Source organism: Tolypothrix sp. FACHB-123, from assembly GCF_014697075.1.
Lineage (GTDB): Bacteria > Cyanobacteriota > Cyanobacteriia > Cyanobacteriales > Nostocaceae > Aulosira.
In genome coordinates this window covers 1-18,084 of the sequence record NZ_JACJRE010000101.1, presented here as the reverse complement: position 1 = coordinate 18,084, position 18,084 = coordinate 1, and the positions used below count along the sequence as shown (strand labels likewise).

The 18,084-nt window shown below is 43.6% G+C and carries 19 protein-coding genes and 2 pseudogenes; 12 read left to right on the top strand and 9 right to left on the bottom strand.

The window, feature by feature from the left end; all coding sequences use genetic code 11:
* Positions 1-406 precede the first annotated feature (406 nt).
* From H6G41_RS32700 to H6G41_RS32685, 4 genes are all read right to left on the bottom strand, one after another.
* Positions 407-814, bottom strand: a complete 408-nt coding sequence (locus H6G41_RS32700) for a PIN domain-containing protein (RefSeq protein WP_190752382.1) — start codon at positions 812-814, stop codon at positions 407-409.
* Positions 811-1,140 (bottom strand): hypothetical protein, encoded by a 330-nt coding sequence (locus H6G41_RS34750; RefSeq protein WP_199316447.1) that lies wholly within the window; start codon positions 1,138-1,140, stop codon positions 811-813. Before H6G41_RS34750 ends, H6G41_RS32700 begins: the two co-directional genes overlap by 4 nt.
* 209 nt (positions 1,141-1,349) lie before the next feature.
* Positions 1,350-2,180, bottom strand: a complete 831-nt coding sequence (locus H6G41_RS32690; protein ID WP_190752381.1) for a hypothetical protein — start codon at positions 2,178-2,180, stop codon at positions 1,350-1,352.
* Positions 2,181-2,270: 90 nt separating this feature from the next.
* Positions 2,271-2,456 carry a hypothetical protein gene (locus H6G41_RS32685; protein ID WP_190752379.1) on the bottom strand — a complete coding sequence of 62 codons (186 nt, stop codon included), beginning with the start codon at positions 2,454-2,456 and terminating at the stop codon, positions 2,271-2,273.
* A gap of 363 nt (positions 2,457-2,819) precedes the next feature.
* Here H6G41_RS32685 and H6G41_RS32680 point away from each other — a divergent pair, with 363 nt between their 5' ends.
* Positions 2,820-4,193 (top strand): sensor histidine kinase KdpD, encoded by a 1,374-nt coding sequence (locus H6G41_RS32680; RefSeq protein ID WP_190752377.1) that lies wholly within the window; start codon positions 2,820-2,822, stop codon positions 4,191-4,193.
* Positions 4,194-4,208: 15 nt separating this feature from the next.
* On the opposite strand, the gene H6G41_RS32675 is transcribed toward H6G41_RS32680, so the two are convergent.
* From H6G41_RS32675 to H6G41_RS32665, 3 genes are all read right to left on the bottom strand, one after another.
* The gene (locus tag H6G41_RS32675; RefSeq protein ID WP_190587702.1) at positions 4,209-4,883 is read right to left on the bottom strand and encodes a response regulator transcription factor; all 675 of its coding nucleotides are present in this window, start codon (positions 4,881-4,883) and stop codon (positions 4,209-4,211) included.
* 288 nt (positions 4,884-5,171) lie between these two features.
* Positions 5,172-6,218: a ParB/RepB/Spo0J family partition protein gene (locus H6G41_RS32670; RefSeq protein WP_308796863.1), complete on the bottom strand. Its 1,047-nt coding sequence runs from the start codon at positions 6,216-6,218 to the stop codon at positions 5,172-5,174.
* Between the two features lie 34 nt (positions 6,219-6,252).
* Entirely contained in the window at positions 6,253-7,032 is a 780-nt protein-coding gene (locus H6G41_RS32665; protein WP_045874780.1) for a ParA family protein, read from the bottom strand.
* A gap of 212 nt (positions 7,033-7,244) precedes the next feature.
* On the opposite strand from H6G41_RS32665, the pseudogene H6G41_RS32660 reads away from it, so the two are divergent.
* Positions 7,245-7,364 (top strand): annotated as a pseudogene (locus H6G41_RS32660) (sensor histidine kinase); the annotation flags it as partial.
* On the opposite strand, the gene H6G41_RS32655 reads toward H6G41_RS32660, so the two are convergent.
* Positions 7,350-8,783: a serine hydrolase gene (locus H6G41_RS32655; RefSeq protein WP_190752375.1), complete on the bottom strand. Its 1,434-nt coding sequence runs from the start codon at positions 8,781-8,783 to the stop codon at positions 7,350-7,352. The pseudogene H6G41_RS32660 and the gene H6G41_RS32655 overlap by 15 nt on opposite strands.
* Positions 8,784-9,158: 375 nt before the next feature.
* Between H6G41_RS32655 and H6G41_RS32650 the strand changes: the two genes are divergently transcribed.
* The 10 genes and pseudogenes from H6G41_RS32650 to H6G41_RS35945 all read left to right on the top strand — a co-directional run bounded on the left by H6G41_RS32650 (position 9,159) and on the right by H6G41_RS35945 (position 17,238).
* The gene (locus H6G41_RS32650) at positions 9,159-9,509 is read left to right on the top strand and encodes a hypothetical protein (RefSeq protein WP_190752373.1); all 351 of its coding nucleotides are present in this window, start codon (positions 9,159-9,161) and stop codon (positions 9,507-9,509) included.
* A gap of 56 nt (positions 9,510-9,565) precedes the next feature.
* Positions 9,566-9,883 (top strand): SH3 domain-containing protein, encoded by a 318-nt coding sequence (locus H6G41_RS32645; protein WP_190752371.1) that lies wholly within the window; start codon positions 9,566-9,568, stop codon positions 9,881-9,883.
* Between the two features lie 278 nt (positions 9,884-10,161).
* Positions 10,162-10,352, top strand: a pseudogene (gene rpsU, locus H6G41_RS32640) (30S ribosomal protein S21).
* Positions 10,353-10,624: 272 nt separating this feature from the next.
* Positions 10,625-10,798, top strand: a complete 174-nt coding sequence (locus tag H6G41_RS32635) for a hypothetical protein (RefSeq protein ID WP_190752369.1) — start codon at positions 10,625-10,627, stop codon at positions 10,796-10,798.
* Positions 10,799-11,209: 411 nt separating this feature from the next.
* Positions 11,210-11,719, top strand: coding sequence for a DUF4915 domain-containing protein (locus H6G41_RS32630; RefSeq protein WP_190752367.1), 510 nt, complete (start codon positions 11,210-11,212; stop codon positions 11,717-11,719).
* Between the two features lie 138 nt (positions 11,720-11,857).
* The gene (locus H6G41_RS32625) at positions 11,858-12,907 is read left to right on the top strand and encodes a TIGR03032 family protein (RefSeq protein ID WP_190752365.1); all 1,050 of its coding nucleotides are present in this window, start codon (positions 11,858-11,860) and stop codon (positions 12,905-12,907) included.
* A gap of 167 nt (positions 12,908-13,074) precedes the next feature.
* On the top strand, positions 13,075-16,128 hold the full coding sequence (locus H6G41_RS32620) for an Ig-like domain-containing protein (RefSeq protein WP_190752363.1): 3,054 nt from the start codon (positions 13,075-13,077) through the stop codon (positions 16,126-16,128).
* A 116-nt stretch (positions 16,129-16,244) separates the two neighbouring features.
* Complete coding sequence (gene cysC / locus H6G41_RS32615; protein WP_190752361.1) at positions 16,245-16,808, top strand: adenylyl-sulfate kinase; 564 nt, start codon at positions 16,245-16,247, stop codon at positions 16,806-16,808.
* Positions 16,809-16,843: 35 nt separating this feature from the next.
* Positions 16,844-17,014 carry a hypothetical protein gene (locus tag H6G41_RS32610; RefSeq protein WP_190752359.1) on the top strand — a complete coding sequence of 57 codons (171 nt, stop codon included), beginning with the start codon at positions 16,844-16,846 and terminating at the stop codon, positions 17,012-17,014.
* 101 nt (positions 17,015-17,115) lie between these two features.
* Positions 17,116-17,238, top strand: a complete 123-nt coding sequence (locus H6G41_RS35945) for a hypothetical protein (protein WP_277878220.1) — start codon at positions 17,116-17,118, stop codon at positions 17,236-17,238.
* A 110-nt stretch (positions 17,239-17,348) separates the two neighbouring features.
* Here the strand turns inward: H6G41_RS35945 and H6G41_RS32605 are convergent, their stop codons facing one another.
* The gene (locus tag H6G41_RS32605) at positions 17,349-17,951 is read right to left on the bottom strand and encodes a site-specific integrase (RefSeq protein WP_190752357.1); all 603 of its coding nucleotides are present in this window, start codon (positions 17,949-17,951) and stop codon (positions 17,349-17,351) included.
* Positions 17,952-18,084 lie beyond the last annotated feature (133 nt).

Here is an 18,084-nt window from a genome sequence, read left to right as displayed (position 1 = left end):
ATTCGCTCAACAATCAATGTATTCATCCTGAAAATCATTGAACTGACTCATCTACCAGTGCATTATTTGCCTTCACTTTAAATTAAGATGCGTTTGCCCTGGGGGGGAGCATAAATGTTTACAATCCATGAACAGCTAAATCCGTTTTGCGGAAGTTAATGGGTGTTATTTAGCTATCTTGAGTATGTAATTTCCGGCTTTGATATCAAAATTGATAGCTAATACTTGGGCTTTTGGTGCAGCAGACGATGGACTACGCCAGTTAAAAAATCACCACCGCTGCTTTTTATGCCTAACAATGGCGATGACCTATGGTCGGGCGTAGCCCATCGCAGTAGTTTTTTCAAGCCAGGTTTTGTTTGTATATACGCTGTCTGCACCAGTTTCTATACAAGTTCTCTTGTAGTCAGCTATCTATCTCCCAATCTTCAATCAGCAAGTTATTAACACGCTGGAATTCTCTAGTGTTATGGGTGATGAGGGTTAAGTTATTGGAGAGGGCGATAGCGGCAATTTGTAAATCATACGCGCCAATTGGAGTGCCTAATATTTCTAGTTGAGAGCGAATTGTTCCAAATGTCATTGCTGCTAAATCGTCAAATGGTAGTGATATAAATTGAGCTAAAAATTCTTGCTGTAAAGTAAGATTACGTTCTCTGTTGGCACTTTTGATTGCGCCATAAAATAGTTCAGCTTTGACGATTGAGCAAACGGCAATATCGCTAGTGAGAGTAGATTCTAGTTTCTGCTTTAAGGTGGTATTTTTACCACGCATATAGATAATGCAGGTGTTAGTATCGAGCAGGAATTTCACAAGATTGGTTCGCGTTCTGGTTGTTGTCCTTGGGGATGGCGGAGGAATGTTTCATCTTGGATACATCCATAGAATTGAGGCTGGGGATATTCTCTTATTTCGGTTGGGGTTTGTGGTTGTATGGACTCAATAAGAGTGTTTAGTAATCGGGTAAGGTCTAATTTTTCAGTGAGTTCAGCTTCGGGAGATTCTCTTAGTTTGCTTAGTTGCTCTGGGTGGGTATTGTTTTTTTGTGTAGTCAGGCTTTGTGCCAGAAGTTGGATGATATACAGTTTATCGTTGGGGTCAAGTTGAAGAAGTTGCTGTTCAAGTTCTGGGATAACCATGTTGCTTTCTTAAGTGGAAGATAATTTTATTTTACGAAAAGCATTTGGTAGAGTTCCGAAAGTTTGTGTGACCTACACGCTAAGAGTCAGCACATTCCTTAGTGATGAGGTAACTGCCCGTAGTTTATCAGAAATGTTGAATCTCGTTTACCTGCGTAATAAACTCCTACACCCACTGACTCCAATTGGGTGTTGCTCAAGCAATAAAATTACGTGTTGCAGGTTGATTTTTGAAACAAAAGTAATTGCGTGTTGTACTTTTGTGGCTGGCCTTCTGATATCATCCAACGATCATAAGAGGCGTGGGACAGCCACTCTGCTTGAGGAATCCCTGCTTTGGTAGCACCATGAGCAAGTTGATATGCGCGGCGGAAATGCTCAGGGCAAGTACCATGCTGTAATATCAGTGCCGCATAGTATTGAGCCTCTGGTTTGGTGATCAGTCCTTGACGATCTAGGGAGAGTGTCCGCTTGAGCCTTGCCTGATCCCGACTGGAATCGAAAATCATACGACTTGTTAGCCGATCCTGCTGATCTGTCTCGAACATATAGCGCAGTTCGTCACTCGGACTATGAGCTTGAATTGATAGGGCTGGAGGTGCAAATCTAATTAAGTTGGCGATCGCCAGCATGATTACACCTGCCAGTATGGGTACATAACCTAACAGCAGTAACTCTATGACTGATTGTTTTTGTCCCAGGCTGAGAAACACAAGCAGTAAGGTTATGCCAACAAGAACTAAGAATGCCATGAGGATCAGCAGAAACCCAGCTAAACCACCCCAAGGAAGAATCCCACCTACTAGACTCGCTGTGATGAATACAATCACTACCAACAGGCGGATAGTCCTCGGCCTATTAGCGAGTAGCACCCACGTACTGGTTGCCGCCCAAGTACCTAGTACACCCACAAGTCCAACGCCCCAGTATGGGAACAGTGATGGTATAACGAACTTGGCACATATATATAAAGCTAAACCTGCGATCGCCAACCAACCACTTAATTTCAGTAATTTGCGAGCCTTAGTTTGCTGGCGCACTTCCTCTACCTCCGGGGGATTTTATTTTTTTAGGGATTATCTAGTGCCAACCAATGTCCTAAACCCAAGCGATGTATATTTGTTCATCCCTTACCAAAAAGTTTTACGTTCCGGAAAATAATTAGCTTCAACCTGACGCAAATACTGAATAACTTGATTTCGTTCAACCCAAGTCTCATACTGATGAAGATTTTTGTCATCCAATCTAGGAGTAATATTCTGCTTCAGCCAAGAAAGGTCTAGCTTGAATTGACGATGAATAAATAGAATGTTCATAAAGCTCTCAACGCCTGTTTTCATGTCATGACCGAATCATAAAGTCAGGCATCTAATTAAAACTTCCCACGATTGATTCACTCGGTTAACTCACCCGATTGGATGAATCGGTTGGGTGAGTTAACCTGTTAGTCCATTTGGGTGGAGCGAATAAGGCTTTGTAATTTATACAATCAAGTTTGTTATATCTCTTAGAAAAAACAATCTAAAAACATCTTGTAATAGTGCATTAAATGAATTTTCAGAATTTTCATACTAAGTTGCGCTCAAAATATTCCTAGTACCCACTCCCTACTCCCAGCCCAAGTTACTATTTTTGACTGCAACTTGGTATAAATAACTCCAGTTACATTCAACTACATAATGAAAAGTATCCTTACATTGTTACCAATAAAAATATTTGTAATTAGATTTATTAATCGGCTCAAAAGCCAAATTAAACCTAATTACGTAATTATTTCGTCAGAATTTTTGGGGTGGCGACAGCAATTTCTTTCTAGTCGAATTCTTTTACTTGCATGGGTTATTCTCATTATTTCGGTAATGGCGACAACTTTGAATCTCACCCTGATAATTCCTAGCTTGAATGCTTCAGGCGACCCCAAACTAGCATTTGATGCAGTCCGGATACGCCAGTATTTGGAAGTTGCCGTTACTCAAATTTTAAGTGTTGGTATGGGCTTGTTATTAGCTAAATCTCGCGTATTCTCCAAGTCTCCAGAAAGAATGTTTCTGTTGTTGAGTGGATTGGTGCTGATGCCGTCTCAAATTATCGCCACTGTGCGAGGACAAGCTAGTTTTGATGGAGGTGCGTGGATGTTGTTTTATGCAATTCAAGCCATTTTGATTCCTGTAAATTGGCGATCGCATCTGCTATCGCAAGTAACTGTGATTGGCTATTTTGCGATCGCCCTACTCTTTGGTTGGCGTGATCCAAATGTGATTGTCCCTGCTAGCTATGTCTTGGGCATATTTTATACAATGTTGATTTGTTTGGTCGCTGATGTTGGTGTATTTTTATATGAGCGCTCCCTACAACGGGAATTTGAATTACGTCAACAACTACGGGTTTTTCTCCATGCGGTATCTCATGATTTACGCAATCCTGTAATCGGTATGGTGATGACTTTAAAAACTTTTTGGCATCCTGAACAACACACTGCACAGATTCCCCAAGAATTACTCCAACAAATAATTGAAAGTGGCGATAGACAAGTCGCTTTAATTAACTCACTGTTAGAGGCACACGAAACCGAAGTTCATGGAATTGTACTACATCACCAAAGAGTGAAACTGCATGATTTAGTGAAATCTGTGATTACCGACTTACAACCCTTTATCCAGCAAGCAAACGCCACGGTAACATATACGATTTCCATTGATTTACCCCCTGTAAATGCCGATGCACTCCATCTGCGGCGAGTGTATGAAAATTTACTTTTAAATGCACTGCGTTATAATCGACCAGGGGTAAATTTGACTTTGGATGCTGTTGTCGGAGAACATCTCAACAACCAAATCCGTTGCACTGTTCAAGATGATGGTGTAGGGATGACACAACACCAGTGCGATCACTTATTTGAACTCTATATGCGTGGCCCTAATAATCGTCAATCACTCGGTTTAGGCTTAGGACTCTACATCTGTCGGCAAATTATTACGGCTCATGGCGGCAAGATTGGGGTGATCAGTAGTCCAGGTAATGGTGCTACCTTCTGGTTTACTCTACCTATATAGCAGTTTTCAGTTTAATCACGACATTAAGCCTGATCGCAATGCTACTACAGCTGCTTGTACTCGGTCATTGACTAGCAACTTATTCATAATTCCGCGAACATAGGTTTTGACTGTATGCTCACTCAGATATAAGGCTTTAGCAATTTCTGGATTACTGTAGCCTTCAACTATGAAGCGCAACACCTCTAGTTCTCTCTCTGACAATGTTCCTGGGGGAATAGACTGAGTAGTTTTAGATGCGGCTGTAACGGGTTTGAGTTGATCAACCACGGTTTTTGCTACTTGAGCATCTAAATAAGTAGCTCCTTGATGAACCACATCAATTGCTTTGACCAATTGTTCTGCACTCGTTCCTTTGACACAGTAGCCATCAGCACCGCTAGAAAGTGCAGCCACTACCTCCGTTTGCGACGTATGGGAGGTGAGCATGACAATTTTTATATTAGGTAAAGCCTTCTTAATTTCTTGTGTAGCTGCAATTCCATCTTTGTGTGGCATTCCCACATCCATCACCACTACATCAGGCTGGAGTGTGATCGCTGCCTCTACACCTAAATCCCCATCCTCTGCTATATCCACAATCTCAAGGTGAGCATAAGTAGAGAGTGTATGTTTTAGCCCAATCCGCATCATTGGGTCATCTTCGACAATTAAAATTCGCAGCATTAATCGCTTCAGTTCTTCACTCATAGATGATTCTGTTGATTTTATTAGCGATCATGCCAGATTGTGACGATAACATCTACAGAATACCCAGTTCGCTACATCTAGCTGCGACCTCTCAAAACGGTTGCACGATTACCTACGGCGGGACATAAGCCCATCACACTCAAACCAAATGCTTGCAGTGAGCGTACAGATGATTATGCCGAAGGCGAACTCGCAGAATTTATTAACTTTGATGGGTATGACTTACTCCTGCCTTAATCGAACTTTGTCATACAGATGACAAGACTACAAGTTATGGGAGTCGGAAACTTAAGTTTTTGTAATGGCTTGTTCTGCATCCAAGAGTACTTTAATTTGATTGAGCAATTTTTCCAACGCTTTCTTTTTCTTTGGGTTATCCCAGACTTTGGATGAACCGAGTTGTTTGCTTAATTCCTTGTACTGGGTTTTAAGCGATGGGGTAGTGTCTGCTTTCTCCTGAGCGAAGATATCTCGTATCAAGAGTTGGATTTCTGTAAGTGATAAATTTTCTTTGATTGCTGCTTGCAGTAAAGGAGCGCGTTTTGCATCCTCCTTCACTTTGGCGATCGCACGCGCTTTGGTGTACTCAATTGACCCCTTTTGCAGTTCCTCTTTAATATCTTCAGGGAGATTGAGTAATGGCAGGCGATTAGTACGGAATGATTCAGCAGAAAGCCTACCAAGAGAGGCAAATATACCTTCTACTACAACATTCTCTTCATCGCGGATAACGTTATCCGCTCTTTTATCATCTGAAGGATGGATAACAGCATCAAAGGTTTTGCTTTCTTTCTTTTCTTTTTGGCGGATAACGTTATCCGCTTGTTTGCGATTAGCCTTGGACATGCGGTTGAGCAGGCTGATTACCTCATCCTGGGTTGAATTGAGGCGCAGTGCCAGTAACTCCAAAATTCCGATTGTTTCCTCATACGCATTCAAATCTTCACGCTGGAGGTTTTCAATTAATTGCACCTGCTTAACCGTGTCGTCGTCCATTTCCTTGATGACGACAGGCACGAACTCCAACCCAGCCATAATAGCTGCTTTGAAACGACGCTCGCCCGCAATGAGTTCATAATTTCCATCTGGTTGAGAGCGCACGATTAATGGTTCGAGAATGCCTAGCTCTTTAATAGATAGCGAAAGTTCTTCCAACTTTTTGGGGTCGAAATAACGCCTGGGTTGGGTGGGCGGTAATTTAATTTCCTGGATGGGAATTGTGTTGGTTGATTTGTGAGATGGCGTTGCGGGTTCATCTTCGCTACCGCCAAACATTAAATCTATTGGGTTGGCGTGTTTGAGTTTTGCAGTGTACGCTGCGTCTTTTTTACTCACAGAACCTCCTAGTAAGTGTGGCAGACCTGTGGGTTTAGCCCGACGACTCCACTTTTAATTTGTCTAACTCTTTGGCAATCTTATTTAGGATTTTGACTGCGGGGTGTTTCTTATCATACATTCCCAACGGCATTCTGCGCTCGGAAGCATCCGCAAAGGCGATAGATTTGGGGATAGGAGGATATATCGTACCAATTTGGGAAAGTTGTTCTTCCACAGCTTGGAGAGTGCGGGTTTCTTGTGCGGTACGGCTATCGAGCATTGTAGGAATAAACCCAGCAATTTGTAGTCCTTTGTTGAGCTTTTTTTTAACCCTGGCGACAGTATCAAGTAGTAGGTCTGTACCCAGGAAAGATTTAAATTGACACTGAATAGGTACGAGAATATGAGTAGCAGCAGTTAGGCTGAGGATACTTAAAATGCCAAGCGACGGGGGACAATCAATGAGGATAAAATCGTAATCATCCCGGATGGGGGCAAGGGCTTCATGGAGGCGATATTCGCGTGCGGTGGCAGCTGGTAGGAGGAGTTCGGCGGCACTTAAATTGATATTGGTGGGTGCCAGTGCCATACCCTGGATTTTTTCAGGGTAGACAAATAATGGTTCTTCATCAATTATCGCGTTATAGACAGTTTTTTCTAGTTCTTCAGGGTCTACACCCAAGAAGTTGGTTAAAGATGCCTGTGGGTCCATGTCCACGAGTAGAACGCGGTGCTTGTTGGCTGCAAGATGGTAGCCCAGATTGTGGGTCAAAGTTGTTTTGGCAACACCCCCTGACTGGTTGAATAACGTAATGATGCGAGTTTTAGTCACGATAGTTGGTTGAGAATTTCTTTGTTATTTGGGGATAAGTCAGATTTGGCGGATAACGTTATCCGCAGAGCGAGAAGATGTAATGAAGTCTCATATACAGGTGATTGTAGCGATGAGGCGGGATCAATACAAAATTTTCTTGCATCTTATCGACCTAACTCATTAGAGGCGATCGCCTCCGGGGGGGCGTAGCCCATCGCTCTCGTTCTACTGGTATTGGTTTAGGCTTATATCTCTGTCGTCAAATTATCACTGCACATGGCGGAGAAATTGGAGTTCACAGTAGTCTAGGTAAAGGTGCAACTTTCCGGTTTACCTTACCTATTGCTTAAACGTGGATATGCCCGTAACCCATAGTTCAAAAATGTAATCTTGCCTGTTTTATCCCGCAGGAAAGCAGCAGTTCCCATCTGTGTGTTCCCTAGAAATACCGTAAATATGTCTGGGTGAAGTGATCGCAATTCGAGATCGGGTTGTCCTGGAAATTTAGACTTGAGTTTACCTTGTTCCAGAACAATTGCAAGAGTACCTAGTTGCCCTGTAATCCCAGGAACAGCATAGTTTCCGGTATAGGCTTTGAGCGCGTTATCATCTAGCTGAATTGGAGATGTAGGATTCGGTTTTGGCAGTTTCAGCAAAGATTGCGTAGCTGCTTCCAGAATTGGGGTCGAGTTAAATCCTGTTTTATTTGCCAAAATTACAACACCAAATTTCTCAGATGAGATGGTCTGTAGTGCAGCACTATAACCATTAATTGAGCCGTCATGCCCAATATTTGTAATGTTGTCATTTTTCGGCTCGACAATTAACCCTAAGCCATAGCCCACATTCAATGAGGCAATGTTTAACACAGGCGTTTTCATTGCTTGCATAGAACTTGCACTCAATACGGTTTTGCCATTGAGTTTGCCATCTTGTAGGAGAAATAATACCAAGCGGCTAAGGTCTTCTACCGATGAAAAGACAAACCCTGCGGGGTATTCAGCGACGTTATCAGGATTAGGGCGCACAGTTTCCAGTCCTGCTTTGCCTGGTTGATAACCCACTGCTAGGGGATAGGTCAAAGCAACATTAGGTAATAAAGTTGTACGCGCCATTCCCAAAGCTGGAAAGACATTTTTGTCCATGTAATCAGCATAATTCATACCGCTTACCTGTTCGATTAAGCGTCCGGCGACCGAGAAAGCCGGGTTGGAGTAACTTAATACTGTTTGTGGAGGTGCAAACGCGCTTTTTGGTGTCAAGCTGGTAACGTAATCTTTGAGCGCAGCCGCATCAATACGTCCGTAAGGCTCACCCCCATCAGCCAGTCCTGAGCTATGGGAAATAATTTGTCGTACTGTGATTTTGGGATTTACTTTAAACTCTGGCACATAGTTAACAACTGGTTCATCAAGCTTGACTTTGCCAGCTTCTACTAATTGCATGATACCAATTACTGTTAATGGTTTGGTGGTTGAGCCAATTCGGAATAGGGTTGCAGGTGTAACTGGGTCTTTAGTTTCAGTGTTGCGAACACCGAAGCCTCTTTGAAAAGTCACCTTGCCATTTTGCACTATCGCTATAGCTAATCCAGGGACATCTTGCGCTTTCATCTGCGCTTCAATGGCTGTGACTACGGGTTGAAATTTTGGATCAGTGGTCGGTTGAGCAATTTTAGGGGCGGCGATCGCCTTTGCAGAAACATTGAAGAATCCCAAAATAGCAGCGAAGGCAAGCACTACCCCAACCGGACGACGAATAGTGGACATTAAATCTTCCTCCATAGCGAATGGTAAATCAAAATAATTCGTAATGACGCTCCTGCGGACGCTCTTACCTCTCTACGAGACGCTCCGCGTAGCTTCCCCGTAGGGGTACGCTACCGCTTCGCTCTAAGCGCAGCTATGCCGCAGGCTCTACGTAATTCGTAATTAAAAGAATTACGAATTAGTAGTTATTTGGTCAATTGCTGATTTCACAATCGCTCTTTGAGTTGATTTTGCACTTCGCCTGACTGTGTCAACTTGCACCTCTGGTTGATTCACCCGATCGGATGAATCGATCTACTGAGACTAATCTGGGGAAGTTGCGATTTAATCACCGCTTTACTATGCAATCAATGGTGAATTTAACAGGAGGCAGTGATGAATACACAATCGCAAGACTACAAAAAACCTGAACTTCTTGGTGATGAGGTTCTTGTTCCTCAATCCAACTTGCAAAAATTGACAGAGCAACTAAGACGATTCGGGCAATGGATTTGGAATATACTCACCACCGAATCTGAGTTGAAAATTTGGCAACGCAAAGATCGTGCAGGGAATGTTTGGTATGAAGTTTACAATCCCAAAACAGGCCGCACCACTTGTCTAGCTTCTGAAGAAGAAGTGCGGATGTGGATCGAGGAGTCTTTTTACCGCCGGAATATTCAGAGCGATGGGCTACGCCCCGCCGGAGGCGATCGCCTTGGAAATGGTTTGGACTGGTATCAATAACAACGATTTTGGTGAACCAATCCCAACTGATCACAATACTTAAGAGGTGTGTATTTATGAACCACATTCCAGTATCTACTCAATCCCCTCGTGGACTGTTGAGTCAGGGTTTGACAATAACCGCGATCGCCATTTCTCTTCTAGCCAGTTATTCCCCAATGGCGCAAGCTAGATTTTGTCGAACGATCGCCAAGGACTGGGATGGCTATGTCGATGTGAGATCATCACCCAAAGTTCGCTTTAACAACATTAATACCATGCTTCCTAACGGCATAGTATTAGATGTTATCGGACAGCAAGGCAATTGGCTTGAAATTTATACACCGGATAACAAATTGGGCCCAAACTATGAAACTGGATGGGTAGCAGCATAGCAAACCCGGCGGATCTGTTCTAGGGATGGCAGACCCCACCGATATAACCAAAATTACGACGATTACCGGGATTACGAGCCTCGGCTCAATACCCTGTAAATCTCCTCAAACCATCAATTCTTTAATCAGCAAGCTTGCCATAATCGTTTTACCCGATCCAGGTTCATCAGCTAGTAAGAAACGTAGCGGTTGACGTGGACGCTACTAAGATTTGAAACCGGAAATTTGAGAGAGCAAATTTTTAGGCTATTGATGAATTCAATTGAGTACGAGAGAGAATGACCCAAATCATAGTGGGTGATCAGGAACATCTTGAGTCAGCAGAAGCACAGATTTAAGCGAGAAGTTTCCAAAGCCGGAATTTTTCAAGACATGAGGAAGCATCGTCACTTTGAAACGCAAGACAGAAAAATCCAAACGCAAAAAACAAGCTTTACAAAAGCAGGGTAAAAGACGTTTCCGCACTTGAGAACTGACATAGATTTTCATGAATGCCCTCATAGTGTTTATGAGGGTTTTCTTTATGGAATTTAGCAGCAGTAAGCAAAAATTAAGCAATGATAGTTCTTACTTGATTCAAAGCTATATATATTAACAGTTTTAAGAGCCAATGCTTCGCACCTTTCTTGCGTAGAATAGGCTATCTTCAAAAGATGGATGTACTAGTAAAGCAGAAATGTTGAATGTCCAGAAGATAACTTCATCAACTTTGGGCATGATCGTGATTAGATTTTTGGCTCAATGTTGGATTCTACTGAAAAAGCCACATTTTTATCAGATGGTGAAGAGAGTATTCATGAACTACAGTATTATCTTAATCCTCATGCAGAACAGATACTCGATTGCTACGACATGGAACGGGTGATTATTTGGCTAATCGAGGTACTGACACCTGGAAAATTCAGAGTTACTTAGGACATAAACATTCAGCACACAGTGTGTTATACCGAACTCACATCCGTCAGGTTTCAAGCTCTTTGGGATGATTAATGCCCATCTGGAAATTTTTCGCTCTGCTTTTTCTGCTAACTATTTCACGCAGAAGGAAAAAAGATAAAATCACAGAAATTTCACTGACTACTTTATTAAAGTTTTTATAAACCCGTCATGGATACTGAATTTTTCATCGTATTATTTAATGGCTAGATGAAGGATAAAACTGACGTTTACTTTGAAATAAGTATTGAATCCCTTGTGAGATAAACGTTTTTTTCAATTCATCGAGAGACCTTATTTAATAAATGGGTGCTGCCTCCATCTCTTAACTGTTTATAGATGATGGGGAAATTTTGTTGCCTCAAAAATTAGTTCTAAATTAAATATTGTATGGAAAATTCCCTACCCTACAGTGACAGTATTTCTTCAGAGAACTTGCCGAAACTAGAAATTAACTGTTCGCCACAGTTAGCTTGCTGGCTGCAAACTCAGGGTATTAGCCTTGCTTTCAGTACTTATCAAACTAATCGGCTGTTTTTTATTGGTTGCAATGACCAAGGTAAAATAGCGGCTCACGAGCGCTTGTTTGATAAACCGATGGGCATGTATGCAGTCAATAACAGCATATATGTTAGCACGCGATATCAAATTTGGCGCTTTGAGAATTTACTTGCACCAGGAGAAATATATCAGCAAAGCGTAGATGCGAAGCAGCTTGTCGCTAGACATTGCCTTTATATCCCTCACACAGCATACACCACTGGTGATTTAAATGTTCATGATGTCGTGCTGGATAATGCAGAAAATCTCGTATTTGTCAATACAGATTTTAGTTGCCTCGCCACCCTCAGCAACGACTATATTTGTGGGCTTGTCGAAATTGCGATCGCCTACTTTTGACCAATGACAAATGAGCAATGACAAATGACCAATGACAAAGCGCAAAGTCTGAGCGCCGGCTTCTGGCAATCAGAACTTTGTAAGAATAACAGCCCTCATTAAATTGCACCACTTTACTTATCTAAATCTCATTGCACCATGACTACAACAACACCCAAACTGGAAATTACCGCTTCTCGGCAATTTGTGCCTTGGCTATATGAACAAAACATGAGTTTGGTATTCACCACTTACCAAGCGGGGAAAGTATTTTTTATCGGTTTACAACCAAATGGCAAATTAGCCGTGTTTGAGCGCACCTTAGACCGATGTATGGGTTTATTTGCCACAGGTAACAGCCTTTACATCAGCACTTTGTACCAACTATGGCGATTTGAAAATACCCTAGCACCGGGAGAAACTCACAATGACCACGATGCGATTTATTTACCCCAAGTTGGCTACATCACAGGCGACTTAGATATTCACGATATTGTACTGGATAACCAGCAACAAATTGTTTTTGCCAATACCTTATTTAGCTGCCTCGCCACCGTCAGCCAAACCCATAGTTTTGTTCCCCTGTGGCAACCAGCATTCATTACTAAACTCGCCGCCGAAGATAGATGTCACCTCAACGGCTTGGCATTAAAAGATGGCAAACCCAAATATGTCAGCGTCATTAGTAAATCTGATGTGGCTGAGGGTTGGCGACAAAAGCGGGTGAATGGCGGCTGCATTATTGATATTGACAGCAATGAAATTGTTGTCGAAGGGTTATCTATGCCCCATTCTCCTCGGTGGTATCAAGACAAGTTGTGGTTACTCAACTCTGGCACAGGGGAATTTGGCTATGGCGATTTAGCCACGGGAAAATTTCAAGCCGTAGCTTTTTGTCCAGGTTATCAAAGAGGACTGGCATTTCATCACAACTTTGCGATCGTGGGGATTTCCGAATCTCGCCACACCAAAACCTTGAGTGGCTTACCCCTGGATGACAAACTGGCGGCAAAAGATGCCAGTGCCAGGTGTGGATTATTAGTTATCGACCTCAAAAGCGGCGATATTGTTCATTCCCTGAATATTGAAGGGGTAGTCACAGAATTATATGACATCGCAGTATTACCACAAATTCGCCGCCCAATGGCAATTGGCTTTCGCTCTGATGAAATTCGGCGAGTCATTACCATTGGTGAAACCGTTGCCTGAGCGCATCAAGGAGCTGGTTAAACATAGAGCCAGCAAGGTAACGGAAATACAAGCTTTTCCACCTTTTCCTCGCCGGGGAGAAGTTGGGAAAAGGGAGAAACCGAAAACATTAAATCTCGGTTAATCCCAAATATCAACTAAGTAGAAACAAAAAACAAACATCAATTATGGCAAATTCAACCTTTAACTTATTGAGCCTCAACGGCAGCAACGGCTTTATTATTAACGGCATCAACTCAGATGACTTATCAGGCATCTCAGTCAGCAGCGCGGGGGACATCAACGGCGATGGCATTGATGACCTGATTATTGGCGCATTTGGTGCCGACCCCAACGGCAGCTATTCTGGGCAGAGCTATGTGGTGTTTGGCAGTAGCAGTGGCTTCAGTAGTAGCCTCAACCTATCGAGCCTTGATGGCAACAACGGCTTCGCCATTAACGGCATCAACTCAGGTGACCGATCAGGCTGGTCAGTCAGCAGCGCGGGGGACATCAACGGCGACGGCATTGATGACCTGATTATTGGCGCATATCTTGCCGACCCCAACGGCAGCGGCTCTGGGCAGAGCTATGTGGTGTTTGGCAAAAGCAGTGGCTTCAGCTCCAGCCTCAACCTATCGAGCCTTGATGGCAACAACGGCTTCGCTATTAACGGCATCAACTCAGGTGACCTATCAGGCTGGTCAGTCAGCAGCGCGGGGGACATCAACGGCGACGGCATTGATGACCTGATTATTGGCGCAAGAAGTGCCGACCCCAACGGCAGCTATTCTGGGCAGAGCTATGTGGTGTTTGGCAGTAGCAGTGGCTTCAGTAGTAGCCTCAACCTATCGAGCCTTGATGGCAACAACGGCTTCGCCATTAACGGCATCAACGCCTATGACCGATCAGGCTGGTCAGTCAGCAGCGCGGGGGACATCAACGGCGACGGCATTGATGACCTGATTATTGGCGCATATCTTGCCGACCCCAACGGCAGCGGCTCTGGGCAGAGCTATGTGGTGTTTGGCAAAAGCAGTGGCTTCAGCTCCAGCCTCAACCTATCGAGCCTTGATGGCAACAACGGCTTCGCCATTAACGGCATCAACTCAAATGACGGATCAGGCTTCTCAGTCAGCAGCGCGGGGGACATCAACGGCGACGGCATTGATGACCTGATTATTAACGCAAGAACTGCCGACCCCAACGGCATCAGTGGCGCTGGGCAGAGCTATGTGGTGTTTGGCAGTACCAGTGGCTTCAGCTCCAGCCTCAACCTATCGAGCCTTGATGGCAGCAACGGCTTCGCCATTAACGGCATCAACTCAAGTGACGAATCAGGCAGATCAGTCAGCAGCGCGGGGGACATCAACGGCGACGGCATTGATGACCTGATTATTGGCGCACGATTTGCCGACCCCAACGGCAACGCTTCCGGGCAGAGCTATGTGGTCTTTGGCAAAAGCAGTGGCTTCACAGCCAGCCTCAACCTATCGAGCCTTGATGGCAACAACGGCTTCGTCATTAACGGCATCAACTCAGGTGACCAATTAGGCAGATCAGTCAGCGGCGCGGGGGACATCAACGGCGACGGCATTGATGACCTGATTATTGGCGCATCTACTGCCGACCCCAACGGCATCGATGCCGCTGGGCAGAGCTATGTGGTCTTTGGCAACGCTGCTTCTGTCCTCGACCTCAACGGCAGTAACGACAATGGCATTGATTTCAACACCAGCTTTACTGGCTCTGCCATCGCCATTGTCGATAACGACCTGAGTTTAGTTGACCGCAACTCAGCTAACCTGGTTGGGGCAACTGTCACCATTACTAACCTTTTAGATGGTGCATCGGAAACCCTATCTGCTACCCCCACAGGTAACATCACCGCTAGTTACAACAATGGTGTACTGGCGCTCTCTGGCACGGGTACAGTTGCCGAATATCAACAAGTCCTCCGCACGATTACTTACAACAATACTGAGGCTAGTCCCAATACCACTGACCGCATCATCACCTTTGTCGTGGATGATGGTGCAGCGCACTCCAATACCAGTGCAGTCGCAACGACGACTTTGGGATTTAATCAAGCACCTGTTGCTACCGATGACATTGCCACTACTGATGAAAATACTGTAGTCAACATTAATGTATTGGGCAATGACAGCGATGCCAATAACAACAGTTTAACTGTCACTCAGGTGAACGCTAACAGCATCGCCGTCAACACACCAATTACTTTAGCTTCTGGTGCGCGACTCACTCTCAATGGCAATGGTACTTTTGACTACAACCCCAACGGTCAATTTGAGTCTTTGCCTGTAAACGCAACTGCTAACGACAGCTTTAGTTACACCATCTCCGATGGCAAGGGGGGTACTAGCACAGCTACAGTTAACTTGACAATTAATGGTGTCAACGATAACCCAATTGCCGGCACAGACTCCTTAGTTGCTACCCAATTCATCCCCACCACTATTACTGTCAGCACCCTACTTGCTAACGATCGCGATGTCGATACTGGGGATACCTTGAAGATTACTGGCATTAGCAATGTTGTTGGCGGTGGCGCAGTTTTATTCAATAATTTCACCCCTGCCAATTCGGCTGATGATTTCATTGTCTTTTTGCCTACCACCAGTGGTACTGGTAGTTTCAAATACACCCTAGCTGACAATAATGGCGGTACAACTACAGGTACTGTCAACCTACTCATTGGTTCTACTCAACTCGGTGGTAATGGTAGAGACAGCCTCAGTGGCAATGATGGCCCTGACTTGCTCGATGGCGGCAATGGCAATGATACCCTCATTGGTGGTCTAGGTAACGATACTCTCATTGGTGGTAATGGTAATGACTTGTTAATCGGCGGTACGGGTGCTGATACCCTCATCGGTGGTGCTGGTGCTGATACTTTCCGCTTTGCTTTAACTGATTCGCTGCTGAGTAATTTTGACCGGATTCGCGATTTGCAAATTGGCAGCGATCGCATTGATGGCCCCAATACTGTCAGCGCGGCTAATCTCAAGGAACTGGGGGCTGTGACTAGTTTTAATGCTGCTGGTTTGGGGGCATTGTTGACAAATAGCAACTTTGCTGCTAATGGCGCTGCTAGCTTTAGCTTTGGTAGCCGCACTTTCCTGGCACTGAATAATAATGCTGCTGGTTTCCAAGAAAACAGCGATGCAGTAATTGAGATTACTGGGTTTAGCGGTAGCTTGACTAATTTGGCAATTGTTTAAGTGAAAATGAGCGATCGCATTTTGGGGAAACCTGGAGTGCGATCGCTTGATCTCATTCATTGCCCACAGAGAATGCTGGGCACTATATATTAAGATTATTATGTATTAAATCAGACATGAAACAAACTGGTGCAATTCTCTGGCTCACAGGATTAAGTGGTGCAGGGAAAACGACGATCGCTCAAAGATTATTACAAGAACTACAAGCACGTAATTACTCAGTAGAATTGCTGGATGGCGATCTCGTTCGCACCCATCTTTCACAAGGACTAGGCTTTAGCAAACAAGATAGAGATATAAATGTGCGTCGGATTGGCTTTGTGGCTAACTTGCTCAGTCGTCATGGCATAATTGCGATCGTTGCCGCTATCAGCCCCTATCGTGAAGTTCGCTCCGAACTAAAACAGACGACTACCAACTTTATCGAAATTTACGTCCAAGCACCACTAGCAGTTTGTGAATCCCGTGATGTCAAAGGACTTTACGCCAAAGCCAGGGCGGGAGAAATCAAACATTTTACTGGCATTTCTGACCCCTACGAAGCACCAATTAATCCAGATATTATCTGTCAAACTGATAATTTTACAGTTGAACAATGTGTTAACCAAGTGCTGCACTATTTAGAACGCCAAGGTTTAATGTCATTAGTGGAAAATAACAAATCTTCACAACGAAACTAATTGGATGCCTAACCCAGCTAGGGGCGTGAGTATCAATGGATGCTGTTGGCGAAATATTCCTTAACATTATTGGCAAAGGAAGCTTGATGTCTGGAAAAGTGGGAATTACGACATTAAAAACGCGATCGCAGTTTTCCCCCCCAGCCGCCCCAGCTACCCCTGCTTCTAGGTACGACCGAGCAAGGAAGTTAGGCGGTCGCTCCTAGCTTGAACCCTGATCAATCCAACGTCTTGCTAGTAAGAAATTCTATTGCTTACTTTTTCTTCTTAAAAACGCCCTGGACATAAGTGATTTCATAACTATTCATTGAGTAGCATTGATAAAAATCTATATTTTGGCGATCGCCTCAATGTTGCGCTCGCCTGTCCGCTGCCCGAACCAGAAAAACAATTAGATTTGAGTCGAACTTGGAGCGATCGCCTCAGATGAACGCACCTTGTCATCAACGCAAATTTATAAGTGGGCTGAGCAGACCCCTGGCATGGCGGGCATAAGAGTTACGCCAGATGGGCCTGTGCTTGAGTAACTTAATCTGAAGACTAGCTATTACTAAAAAAATCTTGATACATCCTTTTATTGTATTCGTAAATAGGTTGTACCTTTTCAAGAACAGTTTGAGAGTTATAAATGCTTTGCTGCATTCTTGATGAATGATGCATTGCATAAGCTGCTCCTTTAAGAGTCGCATCATCTACATGTTGATTAGCTAAATAAGTAATATAAATTTTTCTAAGCTCTTTAGGAGTAACAGGAACTCCTGTCTCCGTCTCAAATATCTTCCTTATACGAAGTGACCAATCTTGAGACTTTAAGGCATCATAATTTTGTGTCCCTCTAAAAAATTTATTATGATTACACTTCTGTTCGCACTCTCTTTCTTTGTTAATCCACCTATCTATATATTCATATAGTTTCTTGCCATCTTTGAAAACAACATTATCTATTTTTCCCCAATATTCTTTATATATCTTTCCTGTTTTATAGTCATTAGGTAACAAATGAATATACCAAAAAGCCTCAGTTTTATCTTCAAGCTTATCTGCCGAAATAAATATACTATCTTTAATAATTCCGTGTACTAAAGTTCTACCCATTTCTAGCTCATAATATGTTCTTGCTCTATCAGTAGGGATTAAAGTCATTAGAGCTACAGATAGAAAATCTTGTAAATCATTAAGCTGTTGTGCATTTAAATTGTGATAACAGCGTCGCCTTTATTTTTGAGTTTTCGCCCCCATTTAATAATTAACTCTCCTTCATTTAAAAGTTGATGTA

Excerpts from the sequence above, each read along its gene's own strand:
- H6G41_RS32680 (WP_190752377.1), top strand. The coding sequence starts at position 2,820 with ATGAAAAGTATCCTTACATTGTTACCAATAAAAATATTTGTAATTAGA.
- H6G41_RS32655 (WP_190752375.1), bottom strand. The coding sequence starts at position 8,783 with ATGTCCACTATTCGTCGTCCGGTTGGGGTAGTGCTTGCCTTCGCTGCT.
- H6G41_RS32645 (WP_190752371.1), top strand. The coding sequence starts at position 9,566 with ATGAACCACATTCCAGTATCTACTCAATCCCCTCGTGGACTGTTGAGT.
- H6G41_RS32650 (WP_190752373.1), top strand. The coding sequence starts at position 9,159 with ATGAATACACAATCGCAAGACTACAAAAAACCTGAACTTCTTGGTGAT.
- H6G41_RS32635 (WP_190752369.1), top strand. The coding sequence starts at position 10,625 with ATGTTGGATTCTACTGAAAAAGCCACATTTTTATCAGATGGTGAAGAG.
- H6G41_RS32625 (WP_190752365.1), top strand. The coding sequence starts at position 11,858 with ATGACTACAACAACACCCAAACTGGAAATTACCGCTTCTCGGCAATTT.
- H6G41_RS32605 (WP_190752357.1), bottom strand. The coding sequence starts at position 17,951 with ATGACTTTAATCCCTACTGATAGAGCAAGAACATATTATGAGCTAGAA.
- H6G41_RS32675 (WP_190587702.1), bottom strand. The coding sequence starts at position 4,883 with ATGAGTGAAGAACTGAAGCGATTAATGCTGCGAATTTTAATTGTCGAA.
- H6G41_RS32610 (WP_190752359.1), top strand. The coding sequence starts at position 16,844 with ATGGATGCTGTTGGCGAAATATTCCTTAACATTATTGGCAAAGGAAGC.
- cysC (WP_190752361.1), top strand. The coding sequence starts at position 16,245 with ATGAAACAAACTGGTGCAATTCTCTGGCTCACAGGATTAAGTGGTGCA.
- H6G41_RS34750 (WP_199316447.1), bottom strand. The coding sequence starts at position 1,140 with ATGGTTATCCCAGAACTTGAACAGCAACTTCTTCAACTTGACCCCAAC.
- H6G41_RS32630 (WP_190752367.1), top strand. The coding sequence starts at position 11,210 with ATGGAAAATTCCCTACCCTACAGTGACAGTATTTCTTCAGAGAACTTG.
- H6G41_RS32685 (WP_190752379.1), bottom strand. The coding sequence starts at position 2,456 with ATGAACATTCTATTTATTCATCGTCAATTCAAGCTAGACCTTTCTTGG.
- H6G41_RS32620 (WP_190752363.1), top strand. The coding sequence starts at position 13,075 with ATGGCAAATTCAACCTTTAACTTATTGAGCCTCAACGGCAGCAACGGC.